A 24799-nucleotide genomic window follows, 5' to 3' on the forward strand; every position below is an offset into this window, starting at 1 on the left:
AAAAGAATTTTTCTTGCTACTTTTGGCTATAACCCTAATTGTTTCAGGCTTACTTCACCGGAACGCATGAAAATATGGCTTAAGGCATTACACTATTTCATTAATGTCACCCTGCACTCTTTCAGGTGTTTTATGTTTTAGATTCATCTTACTATCCAGACTATGCATTTGCGCCAGGCAAAAATGTTGTTCGCTAACCACTGTAAGGATCTTCACCATGGAGATGTATCTTAAAAGAATGAAAGATGAATGGGTCGCTCTGGTTGAACAGACCGACCCCCATATTCGCAGACTCGCTTCTGAGATAGCGATCGCCCATGCCCATGCATTAAGCATTGAGTTTTATCGTATTGTTCTCGCCGATCCGCACGCCGAGGAGTTTTTGAGTAATGAACAGGTTGAACGGCAACTCAAAAGTGCGCTTGAAAAATGGATTGTGGATGTGCTCTCCAGTGAAGCCGATAATATTGATGAACTGATAAAAATACAGCATACGGTGGCTGAAGTGCATGCGCGTATTGGTATTCCGGTGGAACTGGTTGAAATGGGTTTTCGCGTACTGAAGAAAATCCTCTATCCGATCATCATTGACAGCCACCATGAAGCGACACATAAGCTGCTTGTCTACCACTTCTCCATTAACAGTATTGATCTGGCGATGGAAGTCATGTCCAGGGCCTTCTCCTTTAGCGAAAGCACCGCAGCAAAAGAAGATGAAAACTATCGTATTTTTTCGTTGCTGGAAAACGCAGAAGAAGAGAAAGAGCGCCAAATCGCCGCGCTACTGACGTGGGAAATGGACATTATCTATAAGGTTTTACTCGACTCAGACCTCGGCAACAGCCTGCCGCTAAGCCAGGCGGATTTTGGTTTGTGGTTTAATCATAAAGGGCGTCATTATTTCAGTGGTATTGCGGAAGTCGGTCACATCTCGCGATTGATTCAGGACTTTGACGGCGTATTTCATCACACCAGTGGAACAACGAAAACGTTAAGCAATAAAGCGTCACGGGTGAAATTCCTGCTGCAAATCCGCAATACCGTCTCGCAGATCATTACGCTACTGCGTGAATTGTTTGAGGAAGTTTCCCGCCATGAAGTGGGGATGGATGTCCTGACCAAGTTACTCAACCGTCGGTTCTTGCCTACCATCTTCAAGCGTGAAATCGCCCAGGCGAATCGCGCCGGTACCCCTCTCTCAATTCTTATTATTGATGTCGACAAATTTAAAGAGATCAATGATACCTGGGGGCACAATACCGGCGATGAGATCCTCCGTCGGGTGTCTCAGGCTTTTTATGACAATGTTCGCAGCAGTGATTACGTTTTCCGCTACGGTGGCGATGAATTTATTATTGTTCTTACTGAAGCGACACAAAGCGATACGCTGCGTATTGCGGAACGGATTCGCAGTCGCGTCGAGAAAACCAAGATAAAATCGCCTGAGGGTGATTTTATTCCGCTGTCACTGTCCATCGGGGCTGCCATGTTTAATGGTCATCCGGATTATGAACGTTTAATTCAGATAGCAGACGAAGCGTTATACACCGCAAAAAGACGGGGCAGAAATTGTGTTGAACTCTGGAAACCCGCTTCTTAATGGGTATACGGAAGCAGAGGTAATAAATGAAGCTATCCGACGTTAAAAGCACCGGAGACAGCATATTCATTCCTGCTCTTGAGCAGAACATGATGGGTGCCGTGCTAATCAATGACAATGACGAGGTTTTGTTTTTCAATTCTGCTGCGGAAAAATTGTGGGGATATCGTCGTGAAGAGGTGATTGGCCAGGGAATTTCGATGTTGATCCCGCATGATTTACGCGCGGCGCACCCCGATTATATCCGTCATAACCGTGAAGGGGGTCAGCCCCGCGTTGAAGGCATGAGCCGGGAATTGCTGCTGGAAAGAAAAGACGGGACCAAAGTCTGGACGCGTTTCGCCCTTTCCAAGGTCAATGTTGAAGGCAAAATTTTCTATCTCGCCTTTGTGCGTGACGCCAGCGTTGAGATGGAGCAAAAGGAACAAAAACGTCTACTGGTACTGGCGGTAGACCACCTGGATCGCCCGGTCATCGTGCTCGACCCTGAGCGGCGTATTGTGCAGTGCAACCGCGCCTTTACCGAGATGTTTGGTTATGACATTACCGATGCGACGGGCCAACAGCCGGACAAATTGCTTACGATTCCCGAAGAGCCATCGGATAATTACCTGCGACTCACTCAGCTACTCTGGAAAACGGGCCGCGATCAGGATGAGTTTCTGGTGATCACCCGTGCGGGTGAAAAGATCTGGATCAAAGTCTCCATCAGTCCGGTTTATGACCGACGAAACGAACTCCAGAATCTGGTGATGACGTTTTCCGATATCACTGAAGAACGACAGATTCGTCAGCTCGAAGGTAATATTCTGGCGGCGATGTGCAGCAGTCCGCCTTTTCATGAAATGGGGGATATTATTTGTCGCAATATCGAAGCGGTACTCAAGGAAACACACGTTGCGCTGTATGCGTTGAAAAATAACACTCGCCAGTTCTGGGCGGCATCATCGAAAGAGATCGATGCAAAAGAGTTGAGCGTCTGGACGTTTACCATCCGGCAACGTGATGGTGAGCCCGCCGGGACGCTATTAATAAAAACGGTGAAAGGGACTGAGACCAGCGCCTTTATTGAACGCGTGGCAGACATCAGTCTGCATATGGCGGCACTGGCGCTGGAACAGGAAAAGAGCCGACAGCATATCGAACATCTCCTGCAGTTTGATCCCCTCACCGGCCTGCCCAACCGGAATCACCTGCACGCCTATCTTGACGATCTCATTAGCGGCGCAAAAGCATTTTCACCAGTGGTGTTTCTCATCAGCATCGATCACTTCCAGGACGTCATCGACAGTCTCGGCTATGCCGTGGCCGATCAGGTTTTGCAGCAGGTCATTAATAAAATCCGCGAGCGGCTCAAACCCGATCAGTATTTGAGCCGTATCGAAGGGACACAGTTCGTGCTGGTCAGTGACGATAACGAAATGAGTAATATTACCCAGTTTGCAGATGAACTGATCAATATCGGCAGTGAAGCCACATTGTTTGACGACAAGCCCTTCCCGTTGACCTTCAGCATTGGGATCAGCTATGAAGCGGGAAAAAATCGGGACTACCTTCTCTCCACCGCACACAACGCGATGGATTTTATCCGTAAAGCGGGCGGCAACGGCTGGCAGTTCTTCAACCCGGAGATGAATCGCGCGGTTAAAGAGCGTCTGCAACTGGGAGCCGCGTTGAAAGACGCCATTGCCAATAATCAGTTACGGCTGGTTTATCAGCCACAGATCTTTGCACAGACCGGCGAGTTGTATGGTTTCGAAGCGCTTGCGCGCTGGAGCGATCCGGTTCATGGCCACGTACCGCCCAACCGATTTATCCCACTTGCCGAAGAGACGGGTGAGATTGAGAATATTGGGCGCTGGGTCGTCAGAGAAGCGTGTCGCCAGTTGGCGGAATGGCACGCGTTATCGCTGACTATTCCGACCCTGTCGGTGAACCTCTCCGCCCTGCACTTTCGCAGCAATCAACTGCCGGACCAGGTGTCGGAAGCGATGGTGGAATTCGCCATTCCGGGCGATCAGCTAACGGTAGAAATCACCGAAAGCATGATGATGGAGCAGGATGAAGAGATTCTCAGGCGCATTGAGATCTTACGCAACATGGGAGTAGGACTGTCGATCGATGATTTTGGTACCGGCTTTTCTGGTCTCTCCCGGCTGGTCAGCCTGCCCGTGACGGAATTAAAAATTGATAAAACCTTTGTCGATCGCTGCCTGACTGAAAAACGCATTCAGTCTTTGCTGGAAGCGATTATCAGTATTGGGCAGAGTCTGAACCTGATAGTCATCGCGGAAGGTGTAGAGACGAAAGAACAATTTGAGCTGTTGCGCGCAATAAATTGTCCGGTGATTCAGGGATATTATTTTTCCCGCCCCATTCCGGCAGAAGAAATCGCCGCCTGGATGCAGACGGCGCTACCGTTGAAAATCTGACAGGCCGTGAAGTTGATACCCGATGGCGCTACCGCTTATCGGGTATCACATACAAAGTCATTACGGCAATTTAAAAGACGACACCTGCAGGGCCAGTTCTTCCGCTTCGGCTTTTAATATCTGCGTCCGCGCTGCCGCATCATCAATCAGCGATGCGTTCTGCTGGACCGTGCTGTCCATCTCTGTAACGGCTAGCGTCACTTCGGCTACGCCTTTACGCTGCTCTTCCCCCGCGACACGGATCTCCCCCATTAACTGACGTACCTGACGAACATGTTCCACCAGTTCCTGTAAGCGATCGCCGGCATGATGTATCTGCTGGCTACTGTTATCGACATGCGACACCGACTCATCTATCAGCGCTTTGATTTCCTGGGCGGCGGTCGCGCTACGCTGGGCCAGCGTTCTGACTTCAGATGCGACGACGGCAAACCCTCGCCCAGCATCCCCGGCGCGGGCGGCTTCTACGGCGGCGTTAAGCGCCAGAATATTGGTCTGGAAGGCGATGCTATCGATCACCGACACAATTTCCACCATCCGGCCTGATGATGCGCTGACGTTATCCATGGTCGAAATCACCCCATGCATAACATCGCCGCAGCGGTTAGCCGTTTGCGCCGTGCTTTCTGAAAGCTCATCCGCCAGTTGGGTATTGCCCGCATTCTGATGAACGGTCGCATTAAGTTGTTCCATTGCCGCCGCACTCTCCTCCAGTGCGGCCGCCTGCTGGGTGACGCGCGATGACAGCTCAGTGTTGCTGTCGGCAAGACTGACAGCATTGTTCGCTACCACCTCACTGCTACTGCGCACTGTCAGCAGGATGGCCGAAATTTTATCCACAAATAGGTTAAAGGCTTCTGCGATGGCGGATATCTCATCTTTGCCTTTCACGTCGAGCCGCCGTGTCAGATCGCCGTCTCCCTGAGCAATATCGTCCAGCGCGCGTCGCGTATCGTCCAGACGGGCAATCAAGCGGCGAACCACCAGCCAGGAGCCCACCAGCAACAGCGTCATGACCGGGATCAGCACTTCAAGAACATCGTTCATCATCACTTTCGCCAGTCCGACGATGCGTTCCTGCGGTGTCACCAACCCCACCACCCAGCCGGTGTCGGCCATCGGGAACAACATCACGCGTGAAGGCGCATTCAGAATGCCGTCGTTTTCCAGCGCCACGAAAGAGACTTCGGTGCGCAGTTTCTGCAGATGCCGGGCAACGGGGCTTAGCCACGCTGACGCTTTCACCAGATCGCTGACGGTTTTGTGATGATCCTGATCGTTTTGTGGGAAATAGAGAATTTGCCCCTGCTTATCGACCACAAAGGCATACCCGCCGGTACGTCCACCTTGCTGTTGCATAAAGCTGGCGACATTATCGAGTCGAATATCGGTCGTTGCCACGCCGGCGAATTTGCCCTCCAGTCGATAGGGAATACTGCAGGTCACCATATTGATCCCGGAAATCGCATCCTGGTAAACATCGGACCAGACGCAGTTTTCCTGCGAATGGCCTTTCGCTCCCAGATACCAGCTTTCGCTGTGGTATCCATTGCCGCCCGGCGCGTTATATTCGTCCGAAAACACCAGTTTACCGTCCGTATTGCGCGCCCAGAAAAAACTTCGACGCTCAATGCCCGGTGTGAAGGCATCCGGTTCAGGCCAGATCCCGCCGCCGGTGATGATCGCGTTATTCTCCTCACCGAGTAAACGCGGCACCACGGCGCGATACAGCGCTTCATCATTTGGTAGCACTTCGGCCAGTCGCGACAGACTGACGGTTTCTCCCTCAACACGCGCAAGAACGGCGCTCAATTGACGCGTCAGACCATGACCGGTTTCTTCAATCAGCGCCGTGTTGATTTCAACGACGCGGGGTTGCCCGCGCCAAAGCATAATGACAACAATCACTAACGTCGTTACGGCAAGTAACGCAATCCCCCCGAGTGTCAAACGAGTAGAAATACGAGACGGATACCAGACCATATAAACATCCTTTTATTTTCAGGCTAATTTATATTCAGTATCGGCACGTATTTTTAGAGCTTTATACAGAATCAGAGATTATGTGAGATAAATAATGTGACATTGTCACAAATAACAAAACCCAGCACTCTGGCTGGGTTTAAATAAGAGCTTAATCTTATTTGCTTAATTCTTTTTTGATTTCGTCTTTAATTTTAGTCAATTCGCTTTGCGGATGTTTTTTGCAGATTTCGACCGTTAAAGGAACCGCGGTAGTCACCGTTTCGTCAAAGGTCACATAGTCTCCACCTTTAAAGTCTTCATCTTCATTTAATACCCAGAAGGCAACCGGCGCCATCGTCTGCGGGTTCAGGTCAATGAACTCCTGGCAGCTCATGTTTTTAGGGGTAACGTCCTTTTTCGCGTCAGTGGTTGCTGCATTGACGCTGACACTGGTCAACAGCGCTGCGACTAAAATACCGGCTGTAGAAAGGGAAAATTTGTTCATTATTTTGACTCCGTTAATGAGATAAATAACCTCTACACGAGCGCTTTAAACCGTTAATGTAGAACGAAGAGAATAATACCCCGCCCTGCTCGAAAATAAATACATGCGCGGACGTTATGGCTGTTACTGATATTTCTCTGTGCCGATTTTGATGTTTGCCGCTTATTTCGCCGCGCCATTTTGCCTTATCGCTGCGCTTATCAGTCCCGCCAACATCCCCGTAGACCGCTCCGACAAATGCTATGCGCCATAGGCCAATTTCAGCGTATCCAACAGCGCCTGCGCTGCCGTCGAGAGTTTATGGTGCGCAGAGCGCAATACGCCCACCCGCCGTTCAATCACCGGGCCGTCAAGATCCAGACAGGCGGCGCCGAGTTCCTGCATCTGCGTACGACAAAGCGCCGGCACCGCGCTACCGCCTAACCCGTTTGCCACCAGACGCCCGACGGTGACCAGTTGATGACTCTCCAGCGCCACGTCCAGCGGCCGTCCGCTCTGCGCCAGGTGCTCCTCCAGCATCAGCCGCACCGCTGAAGGTCGTTGCAGGGCAATAAAATCCAGCGTCAACAGTTCACGCCAGGCTATTCGCTCGCGTCCCGCAAAGCGGGAATCGGGCGGTACGATGGCGATAAAACGATCCAGACCCAACGGCGTGAAGTGCAAATGACCGCAATAGTCCGGTTCAAACGCTATCCCCATCTCAACCCGTCCTTCACTCACCATTTCAATCACCTGTTCATTCACGACATCGTGAACGGTCACGTTAATTCCCGCATAGCGGTCGCGAAAGGTTTTCAACACTGGCGGCAGAACGTTCGCCGCAAAAGACGGCATCGCCGCCACCGACACTTTCCCCCGCTGGAGGGTAAAACGTTGGCGCATCGCCTCTTCTGTATTGTCCCAGTCCGCCAGCAATTGGCGCGCCATCGCTAACAGGGTTTCCCCTTCCTGAGTCAGCGTGACCCGGCGGGTGGTACGTAGCAGTAACGGTCCACCCAGTACTTCTTCGAGCCCCTTGATCGTCAGACTGAGCGCAGGTTGCGACATATTCAACCGCTCGCTGGCATGCGCGAAATTCAGAGTGTGAGCTACCGCTAAAAACGCGCGTAACTGTTTGATGCTCATTCTCATTTTTCGCCTCGTTAACTGATTGAATACATTTAATTAACATTGAATTGATAAAAAAACCAAATGAATAGGTCACAAATTTAAAATTAACAAATCATTTTCCGCCCCCAATGATGTCGGCAAGGACAACTGGAGGGGCAAGTATATGGCTGGACTGGATAAACGGGTCGCCACGTATCACGAGGCGCTGGAAGGACTCACCGATAACATGACGCTGTTGGCGGGGGGATTCGGCCTGTGCGGGATCCCGGAGAACCTGATCGCGGAAGTCCGCCGCCGTGAGGTTCAGGGGTTGACGGTGGTTTCGAACAATTGCGGCGTGGACGGCTTCGGTCTGGGCGTTCTGCTACAGACAAGGCAGGTGCGTAAAGTGATCGCCTCCTATGTTGGCGAAAATGCCCTGTTTGAACGGCAGGTATTAAGTGGCGAACTGGAAGCGGTTCTGACCCCACAGGGTACGCTCGCCGAACAGCTACGGGCGGGCGGTGCTGGCATCCCCGCCTTCTTTACCGCCACAGGCTACGGTACGCCGGTCGCTGAAGGGAAAGAGGTGCGTGAATTTGACGGGCGTCCCTACATCATGGAGCGGGCTATCACCGGTGACTTTGCGCTGGTGAAAGGCTGGAAAGCCGACTGGTACGGCAACGTCATCTATCGTCACACCGCGCAAAACTTTAACCCACTGATGGCCGCCGCCGGGCGAATCACCGTCGTCGAAGTCGAAGAGATTGTCCCTCCTGGCGAGCTGGATCCTGCCGCCATTCATACCCCCGGAATTTTCGTCAACCGCGTGATTCAGGGGCAATTCGAAAAGCGCATTGAGCAACGCACGCTGCGCAGCACAGGAGACTGACCATGTTAACCCGTGAACAAATGGCCATGCGCGTCGCCCGCGAACTGCGCGATGGTTTCTACGTCAACCTCGGGATCGGCATTCCGACGCTGGTCGCCAACTACATTCCTGACGGGGTGGACGTAATGCTGCAGTCAGAAAACGGCCTGCTCGGCATGGGAGCGTTTCCCACTGAAGCAGAGCTGGATGCCGACATGATCAACGCCGGTAAACAGACGGTCACGGCGCGTAAAGGTGCGGCCATATTCGACTCGGCGCAGTCTTTCGCCATGATTCGCGGCGGCCATGTTGACCTCACGGTACTGGGCGCCTTTGAGGTGGACGTTAATGGCAATATCGCCTCCTGGATGATCCCCGGAAAGATGGTGAAAGGCATGGGCGGCGCGATGGATCTGGTGGCGGGCGCAGAAAACATCATCGTAGTGATGACCCACGCGTCAAAAAGCGGTGAATCCAAACTGCTCCCCGCCTGTACCCTGCCGCTCACCGGTGTGGCCTGCATTAAGCGGGTGTTGACCGATCTGGCGCTGCTGGAAATCGTCGATGGCCGTTTCATTCTGCGTGAGCGTGCGCCTGGCGTCAGCGTGGATGAGATTGTCAGCAAAACCGCCGGGGCGCTGATCGTCCCTGAACACGTCCCCGAAATGCAATTCAACTGAGGAACTGACCATGCAGGATGTTGTGATTGTCGCGGCGACGCGTACACCCATCGGCAGTTTTCACGGAGCGTTAGCGCCACTCTCTGCCGTTGAACTCGGCGCGGCGGTAGTTCGTACGCTGTTGGAGACTACGGCGGTGGCACCGGACGCCATTGATGAAGTGATTTTTGGTCAGGTACTGACCACCGGTAGCGGTCAAAATCCGGCGCGGCAGACAGCGCTGAAGGCGGGATTGCCTGTCACCACGCCCGCCGTGACCGTGAATCTGGTTTGCGGTTCAGGTTTAAAAGCGGTGCAGCAGGCTGCGCAGGCGATTCGCTGTGGCGATGCGGAAATCATGATTGCCGGGGGACAGGAGAGCATGAGCAATGCCCCCTATTTCCTTGACGGCGCACGCGCAGGCTTACGCCTCGGCCACGCCAGCCTGAAAGACAGCGTGGTGCATGACGGTCTGTGGGATGCTTTTAACGATTACCACATGGGCATTACCGCGGAAAATCTGGCGGATCGCTTCGCCATTAGTCGAGAGCAGCAGGATGCCTTTGCTCTGTTGTCACAGCAAAAAGCCGCCGCTGCACGCGAAGCAGGACATTTCGCCGCAGAAATCACCCCGCTCAGCGTCCCGCAAGGCAAAAAACCGCCGCTACAGATCGTGCAGGATGAACAGCCGCGCCCGGATACCCAGGCCGAGAAACTGGCGCAACTGAAACCCGCCTTTCGACCAGGCAGCGGCTCGGTAACCGCCGGTAACGCGTCATCTCTTAACGACGGGGCGGCAGCCGTGATGCTGATGAGCGCCCGTCGCGCCGCGTCACTGAATCTACCCGTGCTGGCACGTATTGCCGGGTATGCGGTGTCCGGCGTGGATCCCGCCCTGATGGGGATTGGCCCGGTTGCGGCCACGCGCCAGTGCCTGCAACGCGCCGGGTGGACGCTGGATGAACTCGACCTGATTGAAGCCAACGAAGCGTTCGCCGCCCAGGCGCTGGCGGTAGGCCAGGAACTGGGCTGGGACGCCAGTAAAGTCAACGTCAACGGTGGTGCGATTGCGCTCGGCCATCCGATTGGCGCATCTGGCTGTCGCATCCTGGTGACGCTACTGCACGAAATGAGACGGCGCAACGCGCACAAAGGTCTGGCAACCCTCTGCGTTGGCGGCGGTCAGGGCGTAGCCCTAGCCGTTGAACGTTCTACAGGAGGCTCACATGCTGAATAACCGTTTCACCGTATTGGGCGCCGGATTAATGGGCGTCGGGATCGCCACACACTTCGCCCGTTATGGACAGGATGTCTGGCTGTATGATACCGACAGCGCCCGTATCGCCGAAATATCAGCAGTCGCCAGCAGCATTCTGGATGAACTGGTTGCCGCAGATCAGTTCTCCGCCGCGGAAAAAGCGACCGTTCTCGCCCGCTTACACGGAACAACGTCGCTTGAGGATGTTGCGGCGTCTCCGCTGCTGATCGAAGCGATTCCTGAACGTCTGGAACTTAAACACGCGCTGTATGCCCGGCTAGAAACACTGATTGCGCCGGAGGCAATTATTGCCAGCAACACCAGCGGCCTGCCGCCAGATGCGCTGGCGGAGAATCTTGCTTATCCGGAACGGCTGCTGATCGCCCACTTCTGGCACCCGCCGCATTTTATCCCTCTGGTTGAAATCGTCCCCGGAAGCCGCACGAATCCGGCCTGCCTCGCCACCGTTCAACAGCGGCTTATGAGTATGCAACTGGAAGCGGTGATCCTCGATCGCGCCGCGCCCGGCTTTGTCGGCAATCGCCTGCAGTTCGCCCTGCTGCGCGAAGCACTGCATATCGTCAAAAGCGGAATTGCGAGCGCGGAAGTCGTGGATCAAGTCATGCGCGCCTCTCTGGGGCGGCGCTATGCGATGGTCGGCCCTCTGGAGGCGGCAGATATGACCGGATTGTCGACCGTACAGGACATTTGCCATCACTTGTTGCCGGAGCTGGCGACCGGCAGCGACATGATGTCGCTGGTTGCGGAAAAAGTGGCGCGCGGTGACACCGGCTGGCGCAGCGGTCAGGGATTTTATCGCTGGGATGACTCGCGCAAGGATTATATCCAGCAACGCAGAACGCACCAACTGCGCTTTGCCCTAAAACCGTAACGTCTCTTTCTGTCCCCCACTATAACAACGATATCGAGGAGTCATGATGAGTGTGTTAATCGCCCTGGCCGCGCTGGGGCTGCTGATGCTGGCAGCCTATCGTGGTTACAGCGTCATTTTGTTTGCCCCCATCGCCGCTCTGGGCGCCGTGTTACTGACTGAACCGAGCGCCGTCGGGCCGGCCTTCACCGGTCTGTTTATGGAAAAAATGGTCGGTTTTGTAAAGCTCTATTTCCCGGTGTTTTTACTGGGCGCAGTGTTTGGCAAGTTAATTGAACTGTCCGGTTTTTCCCGTTCGATCGTCGCGGCAGCCATCCAGATTCTGGGACGCCGACATGCGATCCCGGTCATTGTACTGGTCTGTGCGCTGCTGACGTATGGTGGTGTGTCGCTGTTTGTGGTGGCGTTTGCGGTCTATCCGTTTGCTGCCGAACTGTTTCGTCAGAGCAATATTCCCAAGCGTCTGATCCCGGCGACGGTGGCGCTGGGCGCCTTTTCCTTTACGATGGATGCCCTGCCCGGCACGCCGCAAATCCAGAACATTATTCCAACCAGTTTCTTTGGCACTAACGCCTGGGCTGCGCCCTGGCTGGGGCTGATTGGCTCGCTGTTTATTATCGTGGTCGGCCTTTTCTATCTCGAACGCCAGCGGCGTAAAGCCTTTGCCCAAAATGAGGGCTACGGTAGCGACCTGCAAAACGAACCGGAAACACCGGATAACATTAATTTGCCCAATCCGATCGTCGCTATTTCGCCGTTGATCCTGGTGGGCGTATTCAACCTGCTGTTTACCCGCTGGATCCCGGTGTGGTATGGCAGCAGCCACCAACTGGAACTTCCGGGCCTGGCCGCCCCTATCACCACAGAAATCAGCAAAATCACTGCGATCTGGGCGGTAGAGGCGGCACTGGTCTCCGGCATCCTGTTGGTGGTCATTTTTGGTTATCGCAATATTCGTGGTCGCCTTGCAGAAGGCAGTCGAACGGCTGTCGGCGGCGCGATTCTGGCAGCGATGAATACCGCATCGGAATATGGCTTTGGCGCGGTAATCGCCGCACTTCCCGGTTTTCTGGTGCTGTCAAAAGCGCTGTCAGCCATTCCTGATCCATTACTCAATGAAGCGATTAGCATTACTACGCTCGCCGGTATCACCGGCTCCGCATCCGGCGGGATGAGTATTGCACTGGCGGCAATGTCGGATACCTTTATGGCGGCAGCCCATGCCGCCAATATTCCGCTGGAGGTGTTCCACCGTGTGGCATCGATGGCCAGCGGCGGGATGGATACGCTGCCCCATAACGGCGCAGTGATTACCCTGCTGGCGATTACCGGACTGAGCCACCGTCAGGCTTACGGCGGGATCTTCGCGATTACGGTAATCAAAAGTCTGGCGGTACTGTTTGTTATCGGGGTGTTTTACACCACCGGGATTGTCTGAGGAGATGAAACATGAATTTACACGGTAAGACGGCGCTAATCACCGGTTCCACCAGCGGTATTGGTTTGGGTATCGCACAGACGCTGGCGAAAGCTGGCGCGACGATTATCCTCAACGGTTTTGGTGAAGTGGCGGCGGCTAAAGAAGCCATCGCACAGTACGGGACAGAACCGGGTTATCATGGCGCCGATCTGAGCGATGCGGCACAAATCAGCGAAATGATCGACTACGCGCAACGCGAGTATGGCGGCGTGGATATTCTGGTCAATAATGCCGGGATCCAGTTTGTCTCCCCCGTCGAACACTTTCCGGTAGACAAATGGAACGCGATCATCGCCATCAACCTCTCCTCGGTATTTCACACCACTCGTCTGGCACTGCCGGGTATGCGCGAGCGCAACTGGGGGCGCATCATTAACATCGCTTCGGTGCATGGTCTGGTGGCCTCAAAAGACAAATCGGCTTATGTTGCCGCCAAGCACGGCGTGGTGGGATTCACCAAAACTACGGCGCTGGAAACGGCGCAAACGGGGGTGACCTGCAATGCGCTGTGTCCCGGATGGGTGCTGACGCCGCTGGTCCAGCAGCAAATTGATAAACGTATCGCCGAAGGCACAGAGCCGGACGCCGCACGTGACGCCCTTCTGGCGGAAAAACAACCTTCGCGGGAATTTGTTACACCACAGCAGTTGGGTGAACTGACACTGTTTTTGTGTTCTGAAGGCGCAGCCCAGGTGCGCGGCGCAGCGTGGAATATGGATGGCGGTTGGGTGGCGCAGTAACGTGATGATGCCCGGTTTCCCGGGCAGTTATGCGATCAGGAATTCAGCTGGTAATCCAGCGTGATTTCCGCTTTCAGCACCTGTGATACCGGGCATCCGGCTTTCGCTTTCTGGATAATCCCGTCGAAGGTGGCGGCGTCAATTCCCGGTACGTTGACGTCACTGTGCAGTGCGATTTTGGTAATCGCAAAACCGGCATCGACTTTGTCCAGAGACACATCGGCTGTGGTGTCAATGGCGTCCGGCGTAAAGCCAGCTTCACCAAGCATCAGCGAAAGCGCCATTGAGAAACAGGCCGCATGTGCAGCGCCGATCAGCTCTTCCGGGTTCGTGCCTTTTGCCCCTTCAAAACGGGTGTTGAAACCATATGGCTGCTGGTTGAGCACCCCGCTTTCCGTTGAAACGGTGCCTTTCCCGCGTTTAATGTCGCCTTCCCAGTGTGCCTGACCTTTCTTATGGATTGTCATTTTCGCTCTCCTGTTGGCTTAAAAGAGAAAGTATAGACCATGAATTACAGGTCTGACGGAATAAAGAAATAATCAAAAGGAATACCTCAGGTATAAAGACAATTTGACATAAGGTAAATTACCACTGACTCACAGAATAAATAAATCTATATATTTTGGCAAATTATAACGTTAAAAACTCAGAGTAATCCCTTTGAAATCATATGATTGAAATACATTTCATTGCTTCCAGGAGTTTTCTGAACCACAGGCGTAAAAATATTTGCCATTCTGAATACGAATTAATTTTTTGCGAGCCGTACTTATAAATACATCGACACGGAGGCAGGTTATGTTTACTTATTACTCAGCAAATACCTCAGCAGCACAGCCAGCATTAGTTCACGCCATTGAGCAGGGTCTTCGCGCAGAACTGGGAGCTGTCACTGAAGATGACATTTTAATGGAGCTGACCAAATGGGTCGAAGCGACCGATAATGACATCCTCAGTGACATCTACCAGCAAACCATTAATTATGTCGTCAGCGGGCAGCACGCCGCGCTTTAAAGATGCTATGCTGTATCACGCAACCTAAGGGGTTACATTTCTTTCGCACTTGCGAATTTGTCCTTAAAACTAGCAACAGGATTGAGGAGTTAAAATGAAATCGAACCGTCAGGCCCGTCATATTCTTGGACTGGATCATAAAATTTCTAATCAGCGCAAAGTGGTGACTGAAGGTGAAAAATCCAGCGTGGTGAACAACCCAACCGGCAGAAAACGCCACGCAGACAGCAAAAAGTAACCGCACAGCCCGACTATGACGATAAACACCATCGCAACCGCGATGGTGTTTTTGCTTACAAAAAGCCTAATTCATTCGCAATGCTTTATAATCTGTGCCCGACCCCCTGGCGGAATGGCAACATATTATAAAAGGTGCCAGGGACGGATATTCAAAAAAAGAGTGAGTGACATGGAAACCAAAAGCAAAAAAATGCGTTCCCTTTATATTCCTTACGCTGGCCCGGTACTACTGGAATTTCCCTTACTGAATAAAGGCAGCGCGTTCAGTATGGAGGAGCGCCGTAACTTCAACCTGCTGGGGTTACTGCCGGAAGTGGTCGAGTCGATTGAAGAGCAGGCGGAACGCGCCTGGATCCAGTATCAGGGATTCAAAACGGAAATCGATAAACACATCTACCTGCGTAATATCCAGGATACCAACGAAACGCTGTTCTACCGACTGGTGCATAACCATCTCGATGAGATGATGCCGGTGATCTACACCCCAACGGTGGGTGCTGCCTGTGAACGTTTCTCCGAGATTTATCGTCGTGCGCGCGGTGTGTTCATCTCCTACCAGAACCGCCACAATATGGACGACATCCTGCAAAACGTCCCTAACCACAACATCAAAGTCATCGTGGTCACCGACGGCGAACGTATACTTGGTCTTGGCGACCAGGGGATCGGCGGGATGGGCATTCCCATTGGCAAGCTTTCGTTGTACACCGCCTGTGGCGGCATCAGCCCGGCTTATACCCTGCCGGTCGTGCTGGATGTGGGAACCAATAACCCGCAACTCCTCAATGACCCGTTATACATGGGCTGGCGCAATCCGCGCATCACCGATGATGAATACTACGAATTTGTCGATGAATTCATTCAGGCCGTTAAACATCGCTGGCCAGATGTGCTGTTGCAGTTTGAAGACTTTGCGCAGAAAAACGCTATGCCGCTGCTTAACCGCTATCGCAACGAGATCTGCTCCTTCAACGACGACATTCAGGGTACCGCCGCGGTGACCGTCGGCACGCTGATCGCCGCCAGTCGGGCGGCAGGCAGTCAGCTCAGTGAGCAAAAAATTGTCTTCCTTGGCGCAGGCTCTGCCGGTTGCGGTATCGCCGAGCAGATTATTGCTCAGATCCAGCGTGAAGGATTAAGTGAAGAAGCCGCGCGCCAGAGAGTCTTCATGGTGGACCGTTTTGGCCTGTTGACCGATCAGATGCCGAATCTGCTCTCCTTCCAGACCAAACTGGTGCAAAAACGTGAAAATCTTCAGGAATGGGATAGCGATAACGACGTGCTGTCGCTGCTTGATGTGGTTCGCAATGTGAAGCCGGATATTCTGATCGGTGTTTCCGGGCAAACCGGCCTGTTCACCGAAGAGATCATCCGCGAAATGCATAAGCATTGCCCGCGTCCGATCGTAATGCCGCTGTCTAACCCCACCTCGCGTGTAGAAGCGACGCCGCAGGACATCATCACCTGGACGGAAGGTAACGCGCTGGTTGCCACCGGCAGCCCGTTTATGCCGGTGGTCTGGAAAGACAAAATCTATCCCATCGCCCAGTGTAACAACGCCTATATATTCCCGGGCATTGGGCTTGGCGTGATTGCTTCTGGTGCCTCGCGCATTACTGATGAGATGCTGATGTCCGCCAGTGAAACACTTGCCCAGCATTCGCCGCTGGTGCTCAACGGTGAAGGACTGGTGTTGCCGGAGCTGAAAGACATTCAGACCGTCTCGCGCGCCATTGCGTTTGCCGTCGGCAAAATGGCTCAACAGCAAGGTGTCGCGGTGAAAACCTCCGCTGAAGCACTATTGCAGGCTATCGAAGAGAACTTCTGGCAGGCGGAATATCGCGATTATCGTCGTACTTCTATCTGACAATTTGCCCGGTGGCGCACGCTGCCGGGCCTTCAGACTTGCGCTGTCTCATTACTTGCGCTTACACTTTCGCCATCGATTAACATTCAGATAAATAAAAGGAGGATACTTATGCTGTACTGTGAACGATTCATCGCTTCACATGCTTTTGGCGATCGCCAGTGCTCAAGCGTTATCGGTATCGTGCTGCGATAACTTCTGCTTGAGCGAAGCTAACTTCTGAATTCCCCTTCTCTCGGGCTTACCGGGTTATCGTCAGCGAAGTTTGACGAGGCGTTTTGACGCCTGTAACTCTTGAGTAAGCAACAATGAGCACATTACTAACTGCACAATCCCTTCACGTTGATACAGCGTTCGGCACGCTTTTCGACGATCTCACGTTTACCCTGAAAAAAGGCGATCGCATTGGGCTTATCGGCTACAACGGCTGTGGTAAAAGCACACTGCTGAAAGTTCTCGACGGTTCGATCACTCCAACAGGCGGAACCCTGGCGCTGGCAAACCACTGTCATCTTGCCCGCGTTGAGCAGCATTTGCCTGACGAAATCTTGCCGCTGACGTTACAGGAAGCTGTTCTGGCACAACTTCCTGACCATGAACGCGCTGGCCAGCTCTGGCAGGTTGAGGCGTTGCTCGCGCAGATGGGCTTTAGCGGCCAGGATCTGCAATTAACGGCGCAAACCCTCAGTGGCGGTCAGCATACGCGTCTGCTACTGGCTCGTGCGCTCATGCGCCAGCCTGATCTGCTGCTGCTTGACGAACCGGGGAACCATCTGGATTTACCCACCTTACTGTGGCTGGAACAATTTTTACAGAACTGGTCCGGCAGTTTTGTGGTGGTGTCTCACGATCCGCAACTGCTTGATGCGATCACGAATGGCACATGGATCCTGCGCGATCGGACCCTACACGCCTTCGCGTTGCCCTGTAGCGCTGCCCGACAGGCGCTGGTTGAGCGCGATGCCAGCGACGCGCTGCGCCATAAAGCGGAGCAAAAGGAGATCGATCGCGTCACCGCCAGCGCAAAACGGCTTGCCACCTGGGGACGGGTCTACGATAACGAGGATCTGTCGCGCAAAGCGAAGCAAATGGAAAGGCACGTGCTACGTCTGAAGGCGGTGCAAACGGATCTGACCGCAGGAAGTCAGTGGTCACTAACATTGAACGGTGACGCGCTACGGGCAGATCGTCTGCTGGAACTTTCTCACCTCTCGGTCGCGCCTGCGCCAGAGGCGCCCACGCTGTTTACTGTTGCGGGGATTCGCCTGAAGAGCGGCGACCGGGTGGCGATCGTCGGGCGCAACGGTTGCGGAAAATCTTCGCTGTTAAAGCTTATCTGGCAGCATTATCAGGCGCAGATGGCGTCTGATTCACTGGTTCTGCATCCCCGCGTGTCGCTGGGTTACTACGACCAGACGTTGCATCAGCTACCCGATGACGCGTCGTTGTTTGACGCCCTGGAACCGTTCGCCCCGCAGCCTGATATCCGCAAAATGGCGCTGATTAGCGCGGGATTCCCGTGGATACGCCATGCGCAATCGGTCAGCACGTTAAGCGGCGGCGAGCGTTCACGCCTGCTGTTTGTCGGACTGTCGCTGGCGCGCTATAGCCTTCTGATGCTGGATGAACCGACTAATCATCTGGATATGGAAGGCAAAGAAGCGCTGGCGCAGACCTTGCAAACTTTTGAAGGCGGCGTGCTGCTGGTCAGTCACGATCGGCAACTCATCAGCCAGAGCTGTAATCGGTTCTGGTTTGTTGACAACGGCGAACTGAGCGAATGGCACGATCCGGACGCCGTCTATGCCCGTATCCGGCAAGTCACGGAGGAACATTCACCAGCCATGGTGAAAGATGGCGAGCCCTCTGACGTGGAACGCCATGACGATGACGCTCTGCTGGAAAAACTACTCATGCTCGAGCAGCGTCTGGCTGAAGATCTGGCACGTAAACCCCGACACCAGAAGCCACAGTTGCAGGCTCAATGGCGTAAAGAGATAGACGACATCACCGCGCGTCTTTAATGTTCAATGCCCGGTAACGCGATGTTTACCGGGCAATTTGCGTAGCGCTTTCCAGTATTGAGCCCCTCTTCTTTTCTCTTTGTTCATTTCGCCAGACACTCGCACAAATGCAGGCGAAATTTGTTGCGTCTGACGGAACATAATGCTACTGTTCCTCCTGAAGGAACGAGGTGAAAAGGATGATCATGAATTTCAGGCACAAAGGATTACGCGACCTGTTTCTTCACGGTAAAACGTCAGGTGTGCTGGCAAAGCACGTCAAACGTTTGCGACACCGCCTCGCCGTGATTGACGCCGCAGGCTGCGTGAACGATATCAACATGCCCGGTTACCGACTGCATCCTCTGAGCGGCGATCGCGACGGCGTGTGGGCAATATCGGTTTCAGGCAACTGGCGTCTGACGTTCGAATTCGTCAATGGCGATGCGTACATTCTGGATTACGAGGATTATCACTGATGAAAATGGCGAATCATCCCCGCCCCGGGGATATTATTCAGGAAGCGCTGGACGAACTGAACGTCAGTTTACGTGAATTTGCCAGAGCAATGGAGATTGCGCCCTCAACCGCAAGCCGTCTTTTGACGGGTAAAGCCGCTCTCACGCCCGAGATGGCGATTAAGCTCTCGGTGGTGATCGGCAGCTCACCGGAGATGTGGCTAAATCTGCAAAATACCTGGAGTCTGGCACAAGCGCAAAAAAGCGTGGACATTTCCCGCCTGCGCCGTCTGGCGGTGCAGTAATCGCGTTGACAGCCGGACTGGCAAACGCCGTCCGGCAGATTCGCTTATCGCTGCGGATTTTTCGCTTTCCAGGCATCCCATGCCTGTTTGATTTCCTGCTTTGCGGTCGCCGCGTCGTTAAAGCCGTTCAGCTCCACTTTCTTGCGCCCTTCCGGTAATTCTTTGTAGACGCGGAAGAACGACTCCAGGCGCTGAACTTCAATTTTCGGCAGGTCGGCCAGTTCCTTGATGTCGTCATAGGTAGGATCAATTTTGCTGGCAGGAACCGCCACAATTTTGTCATCCTTCTCGCCGCCATCAATCATCTTCAGCACGCCAATCGCGCGAAGCTTAATCAGCGTACCCGGTGCCAGCGGCGCGCGGGTGTAGAAAATAACATCCAGCGGATCGCCGTCTCCCGCCAGTGACTGGGTCAGCGAGCCGTAGTTTGCCGGATAGGCTACCGGCATGGACTGAAAGCGGTCCGCAACGATAAACCCGGTTTTAGCGTCGGTTTCGTATTTAATGATCCCGCCAGCCGGAATTTCCGTCACGGCATAAAATTCTTCCGGATTGTTCTCCGGCTGTGGGAACTCAAGGACGTTCTGCGCCTGAACGGACGCGGAAAGAAGTACGCCTGCAGCGAGCAATTTTTTGACCAGATGCATTGTCGGTTAACTCTTCGGTTATTTGTGAAGACAACACGTTACGGTTAGCCAATGACAGAATCATGACGTTTTTATGGCAAAAAAAAGGCGCTACCGGAGTAGCGCCTGTTGCTGTGAAAAAGAGAACTAGTTTATTCCTTCTTCACTCTCTTTCTTCGCTTCGGCCTTCTCGATGTCACGATACCAGCGAGGATGGTGTTTCTTCGCCCAGCGACGACTCACCTTCCCTTCAATCATCCCTTTAATCGATCCTTTCACCCAGAATGCCATGTACATATGGATGAGAATGGCGTGAATCAGGATGATCCCCGCCGCCGCGTGGATCAACAGGCTGTAACGCACCACCTGCATCGGGAAATACTGCGCAAAGTATGGACGCCAGATAATCACGCCGGTCACCAGCAGTACAAAAATCATGCTCATGATCGACCAGAACATCATCTTTTGTCCGGCATTATATTTGCCCACATCCGCCACTTTGTGTTCGTTGCCTTTCAGCACTTCAACAATATTCTTCAGCCACGGAAGGTCTTTCTTATCCGGGATATTGTGATGGACGAAACGAACAAACATGAACATCAGCGCGACGAAGATCGCAACGCCAAAGAACGGGTGCAAAATACGCCCCATCTGCGGCGTTCCGAAGGTTTGCGTCAGCCATTGCAGCGTCGGGAAGAAAAATGAAATCCCCGACAGCGCAACCAGGAAGAAGCAAATCACCACCGTCCAGTGACAGGCGCGATCGATGAACTTCGTGCGCACAATCATTTTCGACTTACTCATGATGATCCTCCTCGTCATCGTCCACTTCTTTGTTCGGGCCGATACCGATGTAGTGGTAAATCAGCCCGGCAAAGGTGGCGATAAATCCGGCAGCGGCTAATGGTTTCAGCGCCCCTTTCCACAGATTGATAGAGGTGTCGACTTTCGGCTCGTTCGGCAAACCATGATACAGTTCCGGCTGATCCGCGTGATGCAGAACGTACATCACGTGCGTACCGCCAACACCCTGCGGGTTGTAGACGCCAGCATGCTCATAGCCGCGCGCTTTCAGTTTCTTCACGCGCTGCTCGCCCATTTCCAGCATCTCTTGCTTAGTGCCGAAATGAATCGCCCCGGTCGGACAGGTTTTGACACAGGCCGGCTCCTGACCCACGCTGACGCGATCGACGCAGAGTGTACATTTATAGACGCGGTTATCCTCTTTATTGAGGCGCGGAATATTAAACGGACACCCGGCGATGCAGTAGCCGCAGCCAATGCAGTGCTCGGACTGAAAATCAACAATCCCGTTAGCATACTGGATGATTGCACCCGCAGACGGGCAGGCCTTCAGGCAGCCCGGATCTTCACAGTGCATGCAGCCGTCTTTACGAATCAGCCATTCCAGTTTGCCGTTCTGCTCGGTTTCGCTAAAACGCATCACCGTCCAGGACTTGGCGCTGAGATCGGCGGGGTTGTCGTACACCCCAACACAATGCCCTACCTCGTCACGAATGTCGTTCCACTCGGAGCAGGCCACCTGGCAGGCTTTACAGCCCACGCAGGAGGTGACGTCAATGAGCTTGGCGACCTCGGCTTTATAATCACGCACCTGCGGTGGCGGCGTGATCGTGTTTGTTGCGGACCTTTTGATGATGTCCTGCGTTTCCAAAGACATATGCTCGCCCCCTTACGCCTTCTCGATGTTAACTAAAAACGCTTTGTACTCCGGCGTTTGCGAGTTTGAGTCACCGACGTTTGGCGTCAGGGTGTTGGCGATATAGCCTTTACGCGCCACCCCTTCAAAGCCCCAATGCAACGGGATCCCGACGGTTTCAACCTGCTGACCGTTGACATGCAGCGTACGCAGACGACGCGTAACGACCGCAACCGCACGAATAAATCCGCGCTTGCTGCTTACCTTCACGTAGTCACCGTTGCCAATGCCTTTGGCAGCGGCCAGCGTTTCGCTGATCTCCACAAACTGTTCCGGCTGTGCGATAGCATTCAACAGCGCATGCTTGGTCCAGGTGTGGAAGTGCTCGGTCAGACGATAGGTCGTGCCGACATACGGGAACGCGTCTTTTTTGCCTAAACGCAGCTCGTCATCTTCATAGATACGCACCACCGGGCTGGAGACTACGTTCGGATGCAACGGGTTAGTACCCAGCGGCGTTTCCATGGGTTCGTAGTGTTCCGGGAACGGACCTTCCGCCAGCTTATCAAGGGCAAACAGACGCCCCATCCCTTCCGGCTGCATGATAAATGGACCGGTTGCGCTGCCCGGCGGTGCGGTGTTGAAGTCCGGGATATCGTTACCCGTCCATTTCGCCCCGTTCCACTGGATCAGCATCCGTTTCGGATCCCACGGTTTACCGTTGATATCCGCAGAAGCGCGGTTGTACAGCACACGGCGGTTGAGCGGCCACGCCCATGCCCAGCCCAGCGTATTGCCCAGCCCGGACGGATCGGCATTATCGCGGTTGGCCATCTGGTTGCCCTGCTCTGTCCAGCTACCGGTATAGATCCAACAGGAAGACGACGTCGTGCCGTCATCACGCAACTGCGCGAAGCTACTCAGCAACTGACCTTTCTTTGCAATCAGCACACCGTTGGCATCATAGAGATCGGCCAGCGCATAGCCGTTATTCTCTTTCGCCACCTCTTCTGACTCTGGATGATCGGGCTGTTTGTAGTCCCAACGCATTTTCAGCAGCGGTTCCACACCTTTTCCGCCCTCTGTGCGATACATCTCACGCAGACGGTGGAACAACCCGGCCAGAATTTCGCCGTCGTTACGTGCTTCACCCGGCGCATCCTGCCCTTTCCAGTGCCACTGCAGCCAGCGTCCGGAGTTGGCGATAGAGCCATCTTCTTCTGCAAAGCAAGTGGACGGCAGACGGAATACTTCGGTCTGAATTGACGCAGGATCGACATCGTTAGACTCACCGTGGTTCTGCCAGAAGGTTGAGGTCTCTGTCACCAGCGGATCGATAACCACCATGTACTTCAGTTTGCTCAGGCTACGAACCACTTTGTTTTTGTCCGGGAAGGACGCAACCGGGTTGAAGCCCTGACAGATGTAGCCGGTGACTTTTCCGTTATCCATCATGTTGAAGTATTTGATGACGTCGTAGGCCTGATCCCATTTCGGCAACCAGTCAAAGCCCCAGTCATTCTCTTTCTGCGCGTTTTCACCGTAGAACGATTTCATCAGGCTGACGGCAAACTTCGGATAGTTGCTCCAGTAGTTAACCTGGTCCGCCCGCGTGGCTTTTGGCGTGTTGGCGTTCAGCCATGTCTGCCAGTCGCTCTGTTTTTCAGACGGCAGCGTCAGATAACCCGGCAGACTGGTGGAGAGCAGACCTAAATCGGTTAACCCCTGAATGTTTGAGTGACCGCGCAAGGCGTTAACACCGCCGCCTGCCATCCCCATGTTACCGAGCAGCAACTGGATCATCGCCATCGTGCGGATGTTTTGCGCCCCCACGGTGTGCTGTGTCCAGCCCAATGCATAGAGGAACGTAGTGGTGCGATCCGCCGCACTGGTCGACGCCAGCACTTCACACACTTTCAGGAAGTCAGCTTTCGGTGTACCGCAGATGTTCTCTACGACATCCGGCGTATAGCGTGAAACGTGCTGTTTCAGCAGATTCCAGACGCAGCGCGGATGTGACAGGGTTTCGTCGCGTTTAGCGTAGCCGTTTTCATCGAACTGATAGTTCCAGGACGACTTATCGTACTGACGTTTATCCGCGTCATAACCACTGAATAAGCCGTCGTCAAAGGCAAAATCATCCCGGACCAGCAGGCTGGCGTTGGTGTAATGTCTGACGTATTCAGCGTTGACTTTATTATTTTCAATCAGGTACAGCAAAACGCCGGACAGGAACGTAATGTCCGTGCCGGAACGAATCGGCGCATAAATATCTGCAACCGAGGCAGTACGGGTAAATCGGGGATCGACAACAATCAACGTCGCGTCGTTGTTGTTCTTCGCTTCCATCGCCCAGCGGAATCCTACTGGATGGGCTTCAGCGGCATTACCGCCCATTACCATCACGACGTTGGCGTTTTTGATATCAACCCAGTGGTTGGTCATCGCACCGCGACCAAATGTTGGAGCAAGACTTGCTACCGTTGGTCCGTGTCAGACGCGCGCCTGGTTGTCTACCGCCAGCATGCCGAGTGAGCGCACAAATTTCTGTGTCAGCATGCCGGTTTCATTACTGGCTGCGGAGGCGCAAAGCATCCCCGTGGAAAGCCAGCGGTTAACCGTTACGCCCTGTTCGTTTTTCTCGATAAAGTTGGCGTCACGGTCGGCTTTCATCAGCTTCGCAATGCGGGAGAAGGCGTCATCCCAGCTAATGCGCTGCCATTTATCGGAACCCGGCGCGCGGTATTCGGGGTAACGCAGGCGGTTTTCGCTATGAACGTAGTCCAGCAAACCGGCGCCTTTCGGACACAATGCCCCACGGCTGACCGGATGATCCGGATCCCCTTCGATATGATAAATCGCTTCTTTGGCGTTTTTTGCTCCATCACCCAGGCTATACATTAATAGCCCGCAACCTACGGAACAGTATGTGCAGGTGTTGCGGATCTCTTTCGCGCGTAACAACTTATAATTTCGCGATTGAGCCAGTGCCATTTTGGGCGTAAATCCCAGTGCGGCTACTGTTGTTCCCGCCATACCGCCCGCGCAGATTTTAAAAAACTTTCTGCGGCTGACGTTCATTGCTTTCCTCTTTTTCCAGAGTTGTAACATCTTTGCTGAGTTGTAACATCGGCG

General features: G+C 53.7%; 22 protein-coding genes. 14 read left to right on the top strand and 8 right to left on the bottom strand.

Features of this window, described 5'->3' with window-relative positions; translation table 11 throughout:
• The first annotated feature begins 217 nt into the window (after positions 1-217).
• Positions 218-1600, top strand: a complete 1383-nt coding sequence (locus QNN88_RS00110; RefSeq protein WP_414238439.1) for a diguanylate cyclase — start codon at positions 218-220, stop codon at positions 1598-1600.
• 26 nt (positions 1601-1626) lie between these two features.
• A complete protein-coding gene (dosP, locus tag QNN88_RS00115; protein WP_414238440.1) occupies positions 1627-4032 on the top strand; it encodes an oxygen-sensing cyclic-di-GMP phosphodiesterase DosP in 2406 nt (801 codons plus the stop codon).
• Positions 4033-4092: 60 nt separating this feature from the next.
• Here the strand turns inward: dosP and QNN88_RS00120 are convergent, their stop codons facing one another.
• The 3 genes from QNN88_RS00120 to QNN88_RS00130 form a co-directional block, all read right to left on the bottom strand.
• The gene (locus QNN88_RS00120) at positions 4093-6015 is read right to left on the bottom strand and encodes a methyl-accepting chemotaxis protein (RefSeq protein ID WP_414238441.1); all 1923 of its coding nucleotides are present in this window, start codon (positions 6013-6015) and stop codon (positions 4093-4095) included.
• Between the two features lie 157 nt (positions 6016-6172).
• Positions 6173-6502, bottom strand: a complete 330-nt coding sequence (gene hdeB, locus QNN88_RS00125; protein ID WP_414238442.1) for an acid-activated periplasmic chaperone HdeB — start codon at positions 6500-6502, stop codon at positions 6173-6175.
• 240 nt (positions 6503-6742) lie between these two features.
• Positions 6743-7633: a LysR family transcriptional regulator gene (locus tag QNN88_RS00130; protein WP_414238443.1), complete on the bottom strand. Its 891-nt coding sequence runs from the start codon at positions 7631-7633 to the stop codon at positions 6743-6745.
• A 142-nt stretch (positions 7634-7775) separates the two neighbouring features.
• On the opposite strand from QNN88_RS00130, the gene QNN88_RS00135 reads away from it, so the two are divergent.
• From QNN88_RS00135 to QNN88_RS00160, 6 genes are read left to right on the top strand one after another with little or no spacing between them, the layout of a single operon-like run.
• Positions 7776-8483, top strand: a complete 708-nt coding sequence (locus QNN88_RS00135) for a CoA transferase subunit A (RefSeq protein WP_414238444.1) — start codon at positions 7776-7778, stop codon at positions 8481-8483.
• 2 nt (positions 8484-8485) lie between these two features.
• Positions 8486-9142, top strand: coding sequence for a CoA transferase subunit B (locus QNN88_RS00140; protein ID WP_414238445.1), 657 nt, complete (start codon positions 8486-8488; stop codon positions 9140-9142).
• A gap of 10 nt (positions 9143-9152) precedes the next feature.
• Positions 9153-10358, top strand: coding sequence for an acetyl-CoA C-acetyltransferase (locus QNN88_RS00145; protein WP_414238446.1), 1206 nt, complete (start codon positions 9153-9155; stop codon positions 10356-10358).
• Positions 10348-11271 (top strand): 3-hydroxyacyl-CoA dehydrogenase family protein, encoded by a 924-nt coding sequence (locus QNN88_RS00150; protein ID WP_414238447.1) that lies wholly within the window; start codon positions 10348-10350, stop codon positions 11269-11271. Before QNN88_RS00145 ends, QNN88_RS00150 begins: the two co-directional genes overlap by 11 nt.
• Before the next feature lie 43 nt (positions 11272-11314).
• A complete protein-coding gene (locus QNN88_RS00155) occupies positions 11315-12709 on the top strand; it encodes a GntP family permease (RefSeq protein WP_414238448.1) in 1395 nt (464 codons plus the stop codon).
• Between the two features lie 11 nt (positions 12710-12720).
• Entirely contained in the window at positions 12721-13491 is a 771-nt protein-coding gene (locus QNN88_RS00160) for a 3-hydroxybutyrate dehydrogenase (RefSeq protein WP_414238449.1), read from the top strand.
• Positions 13492-13526: 35 nt separating this feature from the next.
• On the opposite strand, the gene osmC is transcribed toward QNN88_RS00160, so the two are convergent.
• The gene (gene osmC / locus QNN88_RS00165) at positions 13527-13958 is read right to left on the bottom strand and encodes a peroxiredoxin OsmC (RefSeq protein ID WP_414238450.1); all 432 of its coding nucleotides are present in this window, start codon (positions 13956-13958) and stop codon (positions 13527-13529) included.
• A 331-nt stretch (positions 13959-14289) separates the two neighbouring features.
• Between osmC and bdm the strand changes: the two genes are divergently transcribed.
• The 6 genes from bdm (at position 14290) to QNN88_RS00195 (ending at position 19378) form a co-directional block, all read left to right on the top strand.
• A complete protein-coding gene (bdm, locus tag QNN88_RS00170) occupies positions 14290-14505 on the top strand; it encodes a biofilm-dependent modulation protein (RefSeq protein WP_414238451.1) in 216 nt (71 codons plus the stop codon).
• Between the two features lie 94 nt (positions 14506-14599).
• Positions 14600-14743: a stationary-phase-induced ribosome-associated protein gene (sra, locus tag QNN88_RS00175; RefSeq protein WP_061077521.1), complete on the top strand. Its 144-nt coding sequence runs from the start codon at positions 14600-14602 to the stop codon at positions 14741-14743.
• A gap of 171 nt (positions 14744-14914) precedes the next feature.
• Positions 14915-16612, top strand: a complete 1698-nt coding sequence (gene maeA, locus QNN88_RS00180) for a malate dehydrogenase (protein ID WP_414238452.1) — start codon at positions 14915-14917, stop codon at positions 16610-16612.
• A gap of 308 nt (positions 16613-16920) precedes the next feature.
• Positions 16921-18636, top strand: a complete 1716-nt coding sequence (locus QNN88_RS00185) for an ABC-F family ATP-binding cassette domain-containing protein (protein WP_414238453.1) — start codon at positions 16921-16923, stop codon at positions 18634-18636.
• A gap of 179 nt (positions 18637-18815) precedes the next feature.
• Complete coding sequence (locus QNN88_RS00190; protein WP_414238454.1) at positions 18816-19094, top strand: type II toxin-antitoxin system RelE/ParE family toxin; 279 nt, start codon at positions 18816-18818, stop codon at positions 19092-19094.
• Complete coding sequence (locus QNN88_RS00195) at positions 19094-19378, top strand: HigA family addiction module antitoxin (protein ID WP_102601809.1); 285 nt, start codon at positions 19094-19096, stop codon at positions 19376-19378. Before QNN88_RS00190 ends, QNN88_RS00195 begins: the two co-directional genes overlap by 1 nt.
• A gap of 44 nt (positions 19379-19422) precedes the next feature.
• On the opposite strand, the gene QNN88_RS00200 is transcribed toward QNN88_RS00195, so the two are convergent.
• The 4 genes from QNN88_RS00200 to fdnG all read right to left on the bottom strand — a co-directional run bounded on the left by QNN88_RS00200 (position 19423) and on the right by fdnG (position 24745).
• Positions 19423-20025 (bottom strand): inorganic diphosphatase, encoded by a 603-nt coding sequence (locus QNN88_RS00200; protein WP_414238455.1) that lies wholly within the window; start codon positions 20023-20025, stop codon positions 19423-19425.
• 126 nt (positions 20026-20151) lie between these two features.
• On the bottom strand, positions 20152-20808 hold the full coding sequence (fdnI, locus tag QNN88_RS00205) for a formate dehydrogenase-N subunit gamma (protein WP_414238456.1): 657 nt from the start codon (positions 20806-20808) through the stop codon (positions 20152-20154).
• On the bottom strand, positions 20801-21685 hold the full coding sequence (gene fdxH, locus QNN88_RS00210; RefSeq protein WP_414238457.1) for a formate dehydrogenase subunit beta: 885 nt from the start codon (positions 21683-21685) through the stop codon (positions 20801-20803). The genes fdnI and fdxH overlap by 8 nt, the downstream gene beginning before the upstream one ends.
• Before the next feature lie 12 nt (positions 21686-21697).
• A complete protein-coding gene (fdnG, locus tag QNN88_RS00215; protein WP_414238458.1) occupies positions 21698-24745 on the bottom strand; it encodes a formate dehydrogenase-N subunit alpha in 3048 nt (1015 codons plus the stop codon).
• Positions 24746-24799 lie beyond the last annotated feature (54 nt).

Source organism: Citrobacter sp. ANG330 (assembly GCF_047467925.1).
Classification (GTDB): Bacteria; Pseudomonadota; Gammaproteobacteria; order Enterobacterales; family Enterobacteriaceae; genus Citrobacter_A; species Citrobacter_A amalonaticus_G.

What these genes read in the sequence shown, in the direction of transcription:
- QNN88_RS00110 (WP_414238439.1), top strand. Translation starts at nt 218, where the DNA reads ATGGAGATGTATCTTAAAAGAATGAAAGATGAATGGGTCGCTCTGGTT.
- dosP (WP_414238440.1), top strand. Translation starts at nt 1,627, where the DNA reads ATGAAGCTATCCGACGTTAAAAGCACCGGAGACAGCATATTCATTCCT.
- QNN88_RS00120 (WP_414238441.1), bottom strand. Translation starts at nt 6,015, where the DNA reads ATGGTCTGGTATCCGTCTCGTATTTCTACTCGTTTGACACTCGGGGGG.
- hdeB (WP_414238442.1), bottom strand. Translation starts at nt 6,502, where the DNA reads ATGAACAAATTTTCCCTTTCTACAGCCGGTATTTTAGTCGCAGCGCTG.
- QNN88_RS00130 (WP_414238443.1), bottom strand. Translation starts at nt 7,633, where the DNA reads ATGAGAATGAGCATCAAACAGTTACGCGCGTTTTTAGCGGTAGCTCAC.
- QNN88_RS00135 (WP_414238444.1), top strand. Translation starts at nt 7,776, where the DNA reads ATGGCTGGACTGGATAAACGGGTCGCCACGTATCACGAGGCGCTGGAA.
- QNN88_RS00140 (WP_414238445.1), top strand. Translation starts at nt 8,486, where the DNA reads ATGTTAACCCGTGAACAAATGGCCATGCGCGTCGCCCGCGAACTGCGC.
- QNN88_RS00145 (WP_414238446.1), top strand. Translation starts at nt 9,153, where the DNA reads ATGCAGGATGTTGTGATTGTCGCGGCGACGCGTACACCCATCGGCAGT.
- QNN88_RS00150 (WP_414238447.1), top strand. Translation starts at nt 10,348, where the DNA reads ATGCTGAATAACCGTTTCACCGTATTGGGCGCCGGATTAATGGGCGTC.
- QNN88_RS00155 (WP_414238448.1), top strand. Translation starts at nt 11,315, where the DNA reads ATGATGAGTGTGTTAATCGCCCTGGCCGCGCTGGGGCTGCTGATGCTG.
- QNN88_RS00160 (WP_414238449.1), top strand. Translation starts at nt 12,721, where the DNA reads ATGAATTTACACGGTAAGACGGCGCTAATCACCGGTTCCACCAGCGGT.
- osmC (WP_414238450.1), bottom strand. Translation starts at nt 13,958, where the DNA reads ATGACAATCCATAAGAAAGGTCAGGCACACTGGGAAGGCGACATTAAA.
- bdm (WP_414238451.1), top strand. Translation starts at nt 14,290, where the DNA reads ATGTTTACTTATTACTCAGCAAATACCTCAGCAGCACAGCCAGCATTA.
- sra (WP_061077521.1), top strand. Translation starts at nt 14,600, where the DNA reads ATGAAATCGAACCGTCAGGCCCGTCATATTCTTGGACTGGATCATAAA.
- maeA (WP_414238452.1), top strand. Translation starts at nt 14,915, where the DNA reads ATGGAAACCAAAAGCAAAAAAATGCGTTCCCTTTATATTCCTTACGCT.
- QNN88_RS00185 (WP_414238453.1), top strand. Translation starts at nt 16,921, where the DNA reads ATGAGCACATTACTAACTGCACAATCCCTTCACGTTGATACAGCGTTC.
- QNN88_RS00190 (WP_414238454.1), top strand. Translation starts at nt 18,816, where the DNA reads ATGATCATGAATTTCAGGCACAAAGGATTACGCGACCTGTTTCTTCAC.
- QNN88_RS00195 (WP_102601809.1), top strand. Translation starts at nt 19,094, where the DNA reads ATGAAAATGGCGAATCATCCCCGCCCCGGGGATATTATTCAGGAAGCG.
- QNN88_RS00200 (WP_414238455.1), bottom strand. Translation starts at nt 20,025, where the DNA reads ATGCATCTGGTCAAAAAATTGCTCGCTGCAGGCGTACTTCTTTCCGCG.
- fdnI (WP_414238456.1), bottom strand. Translation starts at nt 20,808, where the DNA reads ATGAGTAAGTCGAAAATGATTGTGCGCACGAAGTTCATCGATCGCGCC.
- fdxH (WP_414238457.1), bottom strand. Translation starts at nt 21,685, where the DNA reads ATGTCTTTGGAAACGCAGGACATCATCAAAAGGTCCGCAACAAACACG.